Raw genomic sequence first — 12,316 nt, forward strand, 5'->3', positions numbered from 1 at the left:
ATGACAGTATTTGAGCGCACATCAGCACAATTACAAGAAGCTTTAAAAACGCGTGAACTGACAATTACAGACTTAACAAGCGAAGCATTTGCCCGCGTGGAAAAGTTGGACGGCGATGTTCAAGCATTTTTAGCTTTAAATAAAGAAGAAGCAACCGCTCGTGCAGCAGAGTTAGATCAAGTTCCTTTCGAGGAGCGCGGACCACTATTCGGTATGCCGATTGGGGTTAAAGATAATATCGTAACTGAAGGATTAGAAACGACTTGTGCTTCTAAAATTTTAGAAGGCTTTATGCCAATTTATGATGCAACGATTGTACAAAAACTTCGCGATGCGGGTATGGTAACAATTGGTAAATTAAACATGGATGAGTTCGCAATGGGTTCTTCAAATGAAAACTCAGCGTACAAAACAACAAAAAACCCATGGAATCTTAACCACGTACCAGGTGGATCTTCAGGTGCATCTGCAGCAGCAGTAGCAGCCGGCGAAGTACCATTCTCATTAGGTTCAGATACAGGTGGTTCAATCCGTCAACCAGCAGCTTACTGTGGTGTTGTAGGGATGAAACCTACATACGGTCGTGTGTCTCGTTTTGGATTAGTTGCATTCGCATCTTCATTAGACCAAATCGGACCAATTACACGTAACGTAACAGACAATGCATTATTACTAGAAGCAATCTCAGGTGTAGATGAAATGGATTCTACTTCTGCGGATGTGCCAGTACCAAACTACGCAGCAGCACTTGATGGCAATATTAAAGGCTTAAAAATCGCAGTACCTAAAGAGTTTTTAGGTGAAGGCGTTGGCGAAGCGGCGAAAAAATCTGTATTAGATGCATTAGAAGTATTAAAAGCACAAGGTGCAACAGTAGAAGAGGTTTCACTTCCTCACTCGAAATACGCATTAGCAGCTTATTATATTCTGTCATCATCAGAAGCTTCTTCTAACCTTTCTCGTTTCGATGGTATTCGTTACGGTTACCGTTCAGAAAATGCGACAAACTTATTAGAGCTTTACAAACAATCACGTGCTGAAGGTTTCGGTGATGAAGTAAAACGCCGTATCATGCTTGGTACGTATTCATTATCAGCAGGTACGTATGATGCATATTACAAAAAAGCACAACAAGCACGTACGCTAATTAAAGCGGATTATGACAAAGTTTTCGAAAACTATGATGTAATTATTGGACCAACAGCACCAACACCAGCATTTGAAGTAGGTGCAAACGTTGAAGATCCAATGACAATGTACGCAAATGATATTTTAACAATTCCAATTAACTTAGCAGGTGTACCAGCAATTTCGATCCCATGTGGATTTGAAAATGGTTTACCATTAGGTTTACAAATTATCGGTAAACACTTCGATGAAGAAACAATTTACCGTGTTGCTTACGCATATGAGCAACAAACAGACTTCAATACACAAACTCCAGCATTATGGGAGGTAAAATAAGATGAACTTTGAAACAGTAATCGGTTTAGAAATTCACGTTGAGTTAAAAACAAACTCTAAAATTTTCTCGGCTTCACCTAACTACTTCGGTGCAGAACCAAACACAAATACTTCTGTAATTGAACTTGGTTACCCAGGTGTTTTACCAGTATTAAATAAGCAAGTAGTAGACTATGCGATGCGCGCTTCTTTAGCGTTAAACATGGAAATAGAACAAGAAACTAAGTTCGACCGTAAAAACTACTTCTATCCGGATAATCCGAAAGCTTACCAAATTTCACAATTCGATAAACCAATCGGTAAAAATGGTTGGGTTGAAATTGAAATTGAAGCAAAAGACGGCAAACCAGGTTACAAGAAAAAAATCGGTATTACACGCCTTCATATGGAAGAAGATGCTGGTAAATTAACTCATGCGGATGGCTATTCTTTAGTAGACTTAAACCGTCAAGGAACGCCACTTGTGGAAATCGTATCTGAGCCAGACATCCGTACACCGGACGAAGCGTATGCATATCTTGAAAAAGTAAAATCAATTATCCAATATTCGGGCGTTTCTGACGTACGTATGGAGGAAGGTTCTTTACGTTGTGATGCGAACGTTTCATTACGTCCATACGGTCAAGAACAATTCGGTACAAAAGCTGAGCTTAAAAACTTAAACTCATTCAACTTTGTACGTAAAGGTTTAGAGCACGAAGAAATTCGTCAAGCTCAAGTATTAATGTCAGGTGGCGAAATTGAGCAAGAAACACGCCGTTATGATGAAAAAACTGGTAAAACATTGCTTATGCGTGTTAAAGAAGGTACGGATGATTACCGTTACTTCCCAGAGCCAGATTTAGTGCACCTTTCGATTTCAGATGAGTGGGTTGAGCGCATTCGCCAGTCAATTCCAGAATTACCGGATGCACGAAAAGCACGCTATGTAGAAGAGTTAGGCTTAACTGCATATGACGCGACAGTACTTGTTATGAACAAAGAGATTTCTGATTTCTTCGACGCAATGACTGTTGCTGGAGCAGATGCAAAACTTTCTGCAAACTGGTTAATGGGCGATGTTTCAGCTTACTTAAATGCAGAGCAAAAAGATTTAAAAAATACAGCATTAACACCAGAAAACTTAGCAGGCATGGTGAAATTAATTTCTGACGGTACAATCTCATCTAAGATTGCGAAGAAAGTATTCACTGAGCTAGTAGAAAACGGTGGAGACGCTGCGAAAATCGTAAAAGAAAAAGGCTTAGTCCAAATTTCTGACCCAGAAGTAATCCGTGGTTTCGTAACAACGGTTCTTGATGCGGATGAAAAATCTGTAGCAGATTTCTTAGGTGGTAACGAACGTGCAATTAAAGCACTTTTAGGCCAAATTATGAAAGCTTCAAAAGGACAAGCAAATCCACAATTAACAAACCAAATTTTAATGGAAGAAATTAATAAACGTTAATTTCTTTAAGGAAAAACGATGGCTTAATGCCATCGTTTTTTTTGCGTATTTATTTCGAATAAACTTAGCAACGTATCAATAAATTAAATTTAAACTCTCTTTACAGCCAATCCATTTTTGAAAGAATACCGAAATATGCTATTCTAACAATATATGGGAGGCGATAAAATGAAATTGATCAAGGGAGACGACATCCGAAAAAATAAGCAACTTATGAAAAGCTTCTTTCAATTAAGTGAGGAAACATTTCAATTGCAATTCGAACAATGGGCAGAGTTAGGTTATTGGAATGATAGCTATTGTTGTTATGCATTTGAGGACAAAGGTGAAATTGTCGCCAATGTTTCTACTAGTATAGGTACGATGATTTTAGATGGGCAAGCATATCAATCCATACAAATCGGAACCGTTATGACGAAGCCAGGCTATCAAGGGCAAGGGTTATCTAGAAAACTAATGGAAGTTGTTTTAGAAGATGTAAAACAAGCTCAGTTTGTGTACTTGTTCGCAAATGCATCGGTCCTTCAATTTTATACGAAATTTGGATTTGAAAAAAGACGGCAGGCAACGTACCATGTGCAAACGGCGGACTTAACATTGCAGCCAACAGAAGTGAAAAAGCTTGATATAAACGAGCCAAAAGCACGCGAATTATTGTATGAAACGATTACGCATCGATTACCAATTAGCGTAAAGATGAGCATGCTTCAAAACGAAGATATCGTCATGTATCATGCATTAACGCAATATAAGGACTGTATTTATTATGTACCAAAATTGCAGACGATTGTTATTTGTCAGGAGGAAGATGGGGTACTCGAACTAATTGATATAATTTCAAAGCAGCCACTTGATATAGTAGAAGTATTGCAAAGCTTGCCAATTACAGTACCAATGATTCAACTTTGCTTCACACCGGATGAACTATCGATTCCAGTTGTACAAGGTGTTTTTGAAGACGATGGCGCGATGTTTATGAAGGAACAATGTGACACCCATTATCCTAATGATATGCTCTATCCTTATAGTGGTTTAGCTTAAAAAGGGTGAGCAGGGCTTTGGTTTGCCAGCTCACTTTGCTACTTGAGTTTCTTTACCTTTTTATGTAATCTAAAATAAATGAAGACGGAATTTCCAAAAAGTCTTGGTTAGATTTCTCCGTTGATATTATAGCATCTTATGAAAATCACAGTAAAAGAACTTGGCAATAGTAGGGCATTATTGAGGAGCAGGTGAAGTGAATGTGGGTTTTAAGTGGTGATATAGGTGGGACAAAATTGGCACTCGCGATTTCAAAGGCAGAGGAGCCAGCAAAGCTCGTTAAACAAATAGAAGTGAAAAGCCCGCAGCAATCCGAAACATTATTTCAAGCAATCATCGATGGTTTTCAAAGCTTGCTTGAATCGGAGCAAGGTGACGTGACAAAAGTTGCAGTAGGTTTACCGGGTGTACTTGATATTGAGCAGGGACTTGTCATCTACCAGCAAAATTTACCGTGGCGTAATTTCCCGCTCGTTGAGAAATTACAGGCACACTACCCGAATGCGGAAATTATTATGGAAACGGACATGACGACAGCAGCGAATGGTGAATATAAAATCCGCCATTTTCAAAAGGAAACGATGATCTATATGACAGTTAGTACAGGAATTGCTTGCTGTACAATCCATGAGGGGAATGCATTACGAGGCGCGGGCATACCAGGGGAAGTTGGCTTTTCCTTAACGCGTGAAGGCGAGTATTTAGAGTGGATGGGATCAGGTCCTGCACTGCAAAAAATGATACAGGAAAAAACAGGTGATGAAGCAACGCTCGAGCAATTTTTCAAACGCTATTATGAAAATGATGCGCGTATACTACCGATAATTCACACTTGGCAAGAAGAGATTGCACATAAAATTCATACGTTTTTAATGTTGCTCGATCCTCATGTCGTTGTACTCGGTGGGGGTGTCATGAACCATCATCCACAAATGGTAAAAGAAATTGCGGAAAAGGTAGATGCTTTTTTCACATTACCTTTTTTCGAACATAAAAAAGGGCGCATTCAAGCAAGTATTAATAAAGGCGATGCTGGTTTAATAGGGGCTGCGTTATTGTAGATAAAAAGGGTGCACATATACTTATTTTGCTACCTTTTAAATTCTCTTTGAAAAGAAACTTTTGTTCAAATCATCCGTATAGTTAGTAAAGGCGGTGGGGTAGTGGAACAACGAGTGGTACTTATTATGGATAATTTAAAAAGCGTTGAGAAATTTGCGAAATGGTCAGTAGATAAAAGAATTCAATTTCAAATTGCCTCTTATTACTCATCAAGGCAAGAAACGTTTGATGAGAAGGGCTTTAAAGAAGTGCTGGACATTATAAAAAAAGAAACAAATTGGTTATCACATATTCGATCAAGCCCATTATTACAATATTCTTATGCGATGATTTTTAGCCATGAATTACAAAAGGAACAAAAGGTGACAGAGACACTGCATAATCAAAAAGTATTGCGAGAGGCAAAGTTTCCAAATAGCACATTTAATTATATTGCAGCGCTATTTTTGAATGAAGAAAACCCACAACTGCATGCACAAAATGCTCGAAAACTTTATGATGAAATGCGCAAACACCATCGTTTTTTAACGTCAACGGATGATATCGCGATTGCGGTTTTGTGTACGAAGGATGCGAATAGTGATTATGTAACCCGTGCGGCAACAATGCGGAAATACTATGATGAATTGCGTAAAAATAAATTTCATCAAGGAAATGAACTACAAGCACTTTCGCAAATTTTAACATTAATTGATGAGAATTATATCGATTATTTAGTGCCATATATTTTAACGATTCGTGAAAAATTACAGCAGCAAGGCATTAAAATAAAGCCTCAATTATATGTTCAACTTGGATTATTAGCCATTTTACGCATAGATGAAAAGCAATTAGAAGAGCTAATTTGCTTATATCAATTACTCATAAAAGAAAAGCATTTCAAATGGGATAAAAATGAGGCATTTACGATTGCTATACAACAAATGTTGGCAACATTGAATCATCAAGAGATTGGACTGTTATCATTAGTGTCAATTGAGGTCATTTTACAAATGCAACAGGCGGCTATGATTGCATCGATTGCGGCAAGTACTGCAGCAGCGAACTCGGGGAATAACTAAATGAAAAAGAGTATTCAGTAGCTAACTGAATACTCTTCTTTCAAATTAATTACGTTCTTCTTTCAAAATACGTTGTGTTTCATCAAACTCTTTTTCAATGTCTGCATTCTTTTTATAAGTAACTAAACTTACAATAAAGGCGATAACTAAACAAACGATGAAGCCCGGTACGATTTCGTAGAGCATGCCAGATAAGCTCGGTGTACGACCCCAAATGAATGCTACTAATGCACCTGCAACCATTCCTGAAAGCGCTCCGTAATTCGTCAGCTTTTTCCAGAATAATGATAGTAAAATAATCGGACCAAAGGCAGCACCAAAGCCAGCCCATGCAAAAGCAACAAGTCCTAAAATCGTACTTTCAGGATTCCAAGCAACAAAAGCAGCGAAAACAGAAACGAACAATACAGCCATACGACCTAAAAATACATAGTGTTTATCCGATGCCGATTTATTGAATAATGCTTTATAAATATCCTCAATAAGTGCAGAAGATGTCACGATTAATTGAGAAGAAATCGTACTCATTACAGCCGCTAAAATTGCCGCTAAAATAACTCCTGCAATAAATGGATGGAAAATAATTTGTCCTAATACGATAAAGACTGTTTCAGGATCCTTTAATTCAATTCCTTGTTGTTGGAAGTAAGCAACTCCCACAAATGCAGTTGATAGGGCACCAAGTAAACTGAAAATCATCCAGCCAATTCCGATGCGACGTGCACTTTTTACTTCTTTGACGGAAGAAATGGCCATGAAACGCACGATAATATGAGGCTGACCAAAATAACCAAGACCCCAAGCGACCGAAGAAATGATACCAGTAGCAGTAGCAGTGGCTGGTAATAAATTTAGCATATCTGGATTCACTTCTTTAATCGAATCAAGTGTAGCACCAAAGCCACCTGTTAAAAATATACCGAATACAGGAACGGCGATTAACGTAACGACCATGATCAGCCCTTGAATAACATCCGTATAACTAACCGCTAAAAAGCCACCAAATAAAGTGTAGGCTACAACAACAGCTGAAACGAATAATAACCCTGTATGATAGTCCATTCCAAATGAACTTTCAAAGAACTTTCCGCCTGAAACCATTCCAGAAGATACATAGAATGTAAAGAATACTAAAATGATAATTCCAGAAGCGATGCGCAGTAATTTTGTATTATCGCGTAAACGATTGTCTAAATAACTTGGTATTGTAATGGAGTTATTTGAAACTTGTGTATACACACGTAAACGAGGTGCTACAAGTAACCAGTTTAAATAAGCTCCAATTGTTAAGCCGATAGCGATCCATGCTTCAACTAAACCCGAAAGATAGATGGCACCAGGTAAGCCCATTAACAGCCAACCAGACATATCTGCAGCCCCAGCACTTAGCGCGGTAACCGTAGCGCCAAGACCACGACCACCTAACATATAATCGGTTAAACTACTCGTTTTACGAAATGCATACCAACCAATTCCAAGCATGATAATCATATAGATTACAATAGCTAAAAATTGATAGCTATATTCTGTCATATAAAACAGCTCCTTTGTATTTTTCTTTAGCAGAATACTCACATCACTCTAAGTTATTAGAGGAAAGTGAACTTTATTTTCTGCTTGATAGGTGTCACAGATTCTTAGATGAGCTTTTTGATTGAACTCGGAAAGTATGAACAAGAGTTAGCCAAGCTAAAATTGATACATACTAATTTGTTCATTTTATCATGTAACTTTAGGCCCTCTCAACGCAAAATTTAGTAGCACCCTAATGCTATTTTTTTCTTTTTGTCATGCGTCCTAGTAAGAAGGCACCAGCTGCAACAGCAAGAACTGTATTCGATTTTTTATTGAAAACTTGCTTTGAAATGAGCGACAGATTTTGAGGACGCTCAGCAAGTCGGCGCATAAAGTAACCGTACCAATCATGACCAAAAGGAACATACGTACAGAAATTATAGCCTTCTTGGGCAATGGATAATTGTAGCTCTTTACGGAAACCATAAAGCATTTGGAACTCGAATTTTTCATATGGAATATTATGCGTTTTCACAAACTGTTTCACATGATTAATGACATTGTGATCATGCGTAGCAATCGATGTGAATTTCCCGTGTAATAAATGATGTTCAATGTGCTCGATATATTTACGGTCAATCTCTTCTTTTGCTTGATGTGCAACAGAACTATCCTCTTTGTAAGCACCCTTCACAAGGCGTAAACGGTAGTCTTTGTAGCGATCTACATTGTCATCTGACTCAAAGAAATACGACTGAATAACTGTACCGATGTTATTATATTGCTCGCTTAATTTTTCAAGTAGCTGGAAAGAAGGGTGAAGGCGCGCATAGTTTTCCATATCGAAATTAACAAAAATTTGATAATTATATGCTGCGGCAACGATTTCTTCTAAGTTGTCATAACAAAAATCATAATCAATATCCAAGCCTAATTGAGATGGCTTTAAAGAAATATGAGCTTGTAAGTTTTCACTGTGAATGCGTTCAATGACAGCTAAAATTTGTTCCTTCGCTTCAAGTGCAGCAGACTTTTCAAAAACAAATTCCCCTAAATTATCAACTGTACATGAAATCCCTTGAGCGTTTAATTCTTTAATACTTGCGACTACTTCGTCGATATTTGTACCTGCAACGACACTTTGCGCCCCAAGTTTAAAACCATATTTTTGAGCAACAGAATTTAAAGTTTGATTCTCTGAAAGTGCGATAAAGAAATCTTTTAACGTCATTTTTAAGCAACCCCCTGTGAATTTAATATTATGATAACGTTGAAGTGAGTATATATTAAAAAAATAAAAAAAGAAAACACTAATTTAGAATTTTCTAACTTCGGTGCAGAGAAAGCGTGTAATATCAAGGGGTTTTTAATCCTAAATTTTTTTTACTAGAATAATAAAAAGAAGGAAATTTCTAAAAATTAAGAAAGGGTGCATAAGAATTTTGCAGTTCTAAACAAGTATCTTGTTCTATGACGTAAAATTTGCTTCGAAATACGAAAAAAATCAACATTTTGACCTAATTCAAAATGTTGATTTCATTATTGGGTAACCATTTATTTTCGTTTCAAGCGATATTGTAAGCCTTGGCGGTGAATACCGAGCGACTTGGCTGTTTGCGAAATATTCCCGGCATTTAATTGCAGTGCATATTGAATATAATGATCTTCTACTTTTCGCATATATTCATCAAGTGGTTGTAATTCTTGATGAGAAAAGTCAAAAAGATTGGCCGTATCATGTGAACTTGGTTGTGCTTTGTTCAGTTTCCACTTGAAGTAAGCAGGAACGAGTGTCATATCAACAAACTCTTCATTAGTCAGCAATGCGCTAATATCATCAAGTAAAACTTCAAGCTCTTTTAAATTGCCTGGCCAGTCATATGTAAGAAAGAGCTCCTCTACTTCTGGTGCTAACCCTTTTACATGAATACCATAGTTATTACGTCGACGCGCAAAATAATCATCGATGAACGGCTTAATATCTTCGCGGCGTTCACGCAATGAGGGAACTTGAATCGTTAAGTTAGAAAATAAATAATATAGATTTTTAGAAAGACGACCATTTTGAATTAAATCGATTGGATCTTCACCGATACTCGCAATGAATACATGATTCCGGTCTTGATGAGATTCTAATAATTCAATAATGCGTTCCTGGGCAGGCATGGATAAATATTCGATTCTTTCAGCAAAAAACGTATATTTTTTTTCTTCGGCAATGTATTTTTCAATTTGAGTAAGTAGCGTTTCCTCATTGCGACGGCAAATGAGCGTAATAAAGCGATCGTTCTTTTCGACGAGCTCATGATGAATTCCCTCGGCAATCATATCTTTACCCGTGCCCGATTCCCCAACAAGCATGACCGGGATTCTACCGAAAGCGGCAATTTTCGCCTGTTGAATAACTTGCTTCATCGATTTTGAAACAGCAGTAATAATGTCAAATGTTAACGGAGCACCATAACGGCTAAGTGGTCGGTCCATTAAAAATTCCTGGTGTGTCACATCGCGTGAAAATTGAATGGCGAATTTTGTGCCGTCATTTAGGGTAAAGGGATAATAATCATTAATCAGGGATACTTCTTCACCGTGATCATTCCAAAACGTTTGCTTCACGTGACTAATTGCCTGTTCTGAGGCAAAAACTTTTTGCAGCATGTTTTGCTCTAAATTAAAGTCCAGTGATTGCGAGACAAAGCGCTGTGTCACTTGTTCAAGAGATTCACCTGTAAGATCTCGCATTTTTTTGTTGAAGACGATCACACGTCCGCTATTATCAATGGCACAAAGTCCGATGTCGATTTTTTCTGTAATAAATTCAAAAACATTTGTAATATCAAGTTGTTTCATACGGTGCAACCTCCTTACATATATCTTAGCATGGAGTATCTAGAGTAGGATATTTTTTTATTATTTCAGCACATACTGCAAGCTATAATTAAACTTTTCAGAAAAATGTGTTGATTTTAGCAATGAAATATTGCACAATAAAGCTTGTAAGCGCTTCATAAGGCGCAAAAAATGAATGCACCCACCATCGGAGGTAATGATAAATGATAGATTACAAACATGAACCATTTACAGATTTCTCGGTAGAAGCAAATAAAAACGCATATTTAGAGGCGTTATCAAAAGTAGAAGCACAATTAGGCGCGGAATATCCACTTATTATTGGTGGCGAGCGCATTACGACTGAAGATAAAATTATTTCATATAACCCAGCAAACAAAACAGAAGTAATTGGTTCTGTTTCAAAAGCTTCACAAGATTTAGCGGAAAAGGCAATGCAAGAAGCGGATAAAGCATTCCAATCATGGAAAAAAGTAAAGCCTGAAATTCGTGCGGATGTTTTATTTAAGGCAGCAACGATCATTCGTCGACGCAAACATGAATTTTCAGCATGGTTAACAAAAGAAGCAGGGAAGCCTTGGAATGAAGCGGATGCAGATACAGCTGAAGCAATCGACTTCCTTGAATATTATGGCCGTCAAATGCTAGCAATGAAAGATGGTCGTAAAGTAGAAAGCCGTCCGAATGAATACAATCGTTATGATTACATTCCACTTGGGATTGGTATTGTTATCTCGCCTTGGAATTTCCCGTTTGCAATTATGGCGGGTACAACGGTTGCAGCAGTTGTAACAGGTAATACAGTATTATTAAAACCAGCTTCTACAACACCAGTAGTTGCTTATAAATTTATTGAAGTGCTTGAAGAAGCGGGCTTACCTGCTGGGGTTGTTAACTTTGTCCCAGGAAGTGGCGCTGAAGTAGGGGACTATTTAGTCGATCACCCGAAAACACGTTTCATCAGCTTCACAGGTTCACGCGATGTAGGCTTACGCATTAATGAGCGTGCATCTAAATTAAATGAAGGTCAAATTTGGATTAAGCGTGTCATCGCTGAAATGGGTGGGAAAGATACGATGGTTGTGGATAAAGAAGCGGATTTAGAGCTTGCTGCACAATCAATCGTTAAATCGGCATTCGGCTTCTCAGGTCAGAAATGTTCTGCTTGTTCACGTGTTGTCATCGTAAAAGATGTGTATGACGAAGTAGTTGCTCGTGTAGGAGAGTTAACGAAAGAGCTTACAATTGGTGACCCAGTCAATCCATCGAACTTTATGGCGACAGTTATTGATGCGGCGGCATTTAAAAAGATTAGTGAATACATCGAAATTGGTAAGACTGAAGGCCGACTTATCGCAGGAGGAACTTCAGATGATTCAGTAGGCTATTTTGTTAACCCAACTGTATTTGCTGATGTTGATCCAAAAGCACGCATTATGCAGGAAGAAATTTTTGGCCCAGTAGTTGCGATTACAAAGGCAGATACGTTTGAAGAGGCTATTGCATTTGCAAATAACACAGAGTACGGTTTAACAGGTGCAGTTATCACGACAAATCGTATGAATTTAGAATACGCACGTGACGAGTTCCATGTAGGGAATTTATACTTTAACCGCGGTTGTACAGGTGCCATTGTTGGGTATCAACCATTTGGTGGCTTCAACATGTCAGGTACGGATTCAAAAGCAGGTGGACCAGACTACTTAACATTACACATGCAAGCGAAAACAACTTCAGAAACATTTTAACTTGCTTCAGCATTCATCCCCCACTTATATAAGTGGAGGGTACTGAAAAAGTCCATATAGTTTAACTTTGCGAGGTATTCGACGATTGAATCGTCGAATACCTCGCTCTTTTCATATATAATAAAAGA

Annotated in this window: 9 protein-coding genes; 6 read left to right on the forward strand and 3 right to left on the reverse strand. The window is 37.9% G+C overall.

Going from position 1 to position 12,316, the window contains the following annotated elements; all coding sequences use genetic code 11:
- From gatA to ACQKIH_RS20410, 5 genes are all read left to right on the forward strand, one after another.
- Positions 1–1,464: an Asp-tRNA(Asn)/Glu-tRNA(Gln) amidotransferase subunit GatA gene (gene gatA, locus ACQKIH_RS20390; RefSeq protein ID WP_057984835.1), complete on the forward strand. Its 1,464-nt coding sequence runs from the start codon at positions 1–3 to the stop codon at positions 1,462–1,464.
- A gap of 1 nt (position 1,465) precedes the next feature.
- Positions 1,466–2,911 carry an Asp-tRNA(Asn)/Glu-tRNA(Gln) amidotransferase subunit GatB gene (gene gatB, locus ACQKIH_RS20395; RefSeq protein WP_427768509.1) on the forward strand — a complete coding sequence of 482 codons (1,446 nt, stop codon included), beginning with the start codon at positions 1,466–1,468 and terminating at the stop codon, positions 2,909–2,911.
- A gap of 168 nt (positions 2,912–3,079) precedes the next feature.
- The gene (locus tag ACQKIH_RS20400; RefSeq protein WP_427768510.1) at positions 3,080–3,952 is read left to right on the forward strand and encodes a GNAT family N-acetyltransferase; all 873 of its coding nucleotides are present in this window, start codon (positions 3,080–3,082) and stop codon (positions 3,950–3,952) included.
- A 200-nt stretch (positions 3,953–4,152) separates the two neighbouring features.
- Positions 4,153–5,013, forward strand: a complete 861-nt coding sequence (locus ACQKIH_RS20405) for an ROK family protein (protein ID WP_427768512.1) — start codon at positions 4,153–4,155, stop codon at positions 5,011–5,013.
- Between the two features lie 102 nt (positions 5,014–5,115).
- Positions 5,116–6,075: a DUF4003 family protein gene (locus ACQKIH_RS20410; RefSeq protein ID WP_427768514.1), complete on the forward strand. Its 960-nt coding sequence runs from the start codon at positions 5,116–5,118 to the stop codon at positions 6,073–6,075.
- 45 nt (positions 6,076–6,120) lie between these two features.
- On the opposite strand, the gene putP is transcribed toward ACQKIH_RS20410, so the two are convergent.
- The 3 genes from putP to ACQKIH_RS20425 form a co-directional block, all read right to left on the reverse strand.
- On the reverse strand, positions 6,121–7,608 hold the full coding sequence (gene putP / locus ACQKIH_RS20415; protein ID WP_427768515.1) for a sodium/proline symporter PutP: 1,488 nt from the start codon (positions 7,606–7,608) through the stop codon (positions 6,121–6,123).
- Positions 7,609–7,846: 238 nt separating this feature from the next.
- Positions 7,847–8,821 carry a proline dehydrogenase family protein gene (locus tag ACQKIH_RS20420; protein ID WP_427768518.1) on the reverse strand — a complete coding sequence of 325 codons (975 nt, stop codon included), beginning with the start codon at positions 8,819–8,821 and terminating at the stop codon, positions 7,847–7,849.
- Positions 8,822–9,144: 323 nt separating this feature from the next.
- Entirely contained in the window at positions 9,145–10,440 is a 1,296-nt protein-coding gene (locus ACQKIH_RS20425; RefSeq protein ID WP_427768519.1) for an AAA-type ATPase lid domain-containing protein, read from the reverse strand.
- A gap of 203 nt (positions 10,441–10,643) precedes the next feature.
- Between ACQKIH_RS20425 and pruA the strand changes: the two genes are divergently transcribed.
- Complete coding sequence (gene pruA, locus ACQKIH_RS20430) at positions 10,644–12,188, forward strand: L-glutamate gamma-semialdehyde dehydrogenase (protein ID WP_057984818.1); 1,545 nt, start codon at positions 10,644–10,646, stop codon at positions 12,186–12,188.
- Positions 12,189–12,316: the final 128 nt, after the last annotated feature.

The sequence above is a fragment of the Solibacillus cecembensis genome, assembly GCF_050272495.1.
GTDB classification, from domain to species: Bacteria; Bacillota; Bacilli; order Bacillales_A; family Planococcaceae; genus Solibacillus; species Solibacillus cecembensis.

Excerpts from the sequence above, each read along its gene's own strand:
- gatA (WP_057984835.1), top strand. The coding sequence starts at position 1 with ATGACAGTATTTGAGCGCACATCAGCACAATTACAAGAAGCTTTAAAA.
- gatB (WP_427768509.1), top strand. The coding sequence starts at position 1,466 with ATGAACTTTGAAACAGTAATCGGTTTAGAAATTCACGTTGAGTTAAAA.
- ACQKIH_RS20400 (WP_427768510.1), top strand. The coding sequence starts at position 3,080 with ATGAAATTGATCAAGGGAGACGACATCCGAAAAAATAAGCAACTTATG.
- ACQKIH_RS20405 (WP_427768512.1), top strand. The coding sequence starts at position 4,153 with ATGTGGGTTTTAAGTGGTGATATAGGTGGGACAAAATTGGCACTCGCG.
- putP (WP_427768515.1), bottom strand. The coding sequence starts at position 7,608 with ATGACAGAATATAGCTATCAATTTTTAGCTATTGTAATCTATATGATT.
- ACQKIH_RS20420 (WP_427768518.1), bottom strand. The coding sequence starts at position 8,821 with ATGACGTTAAAAGATTTCTTTATCGCACTTTCAGAGAATCAAACTTTA.
- ACQKIH_RS20425 (WP_427768519.1), bottom strand. The coding sequence starts at position 10,440 with ATGAAACAACTTGATATTACAAATGTTTTTGAATTTATTACAGAAAAA.
- pruA (WP_057984818.1), top strand. The coding sequence starts at position 10,644 with ATGATAGATTACAAACATGAACCATTTACAGATTTCTCGGTAGAAGCA.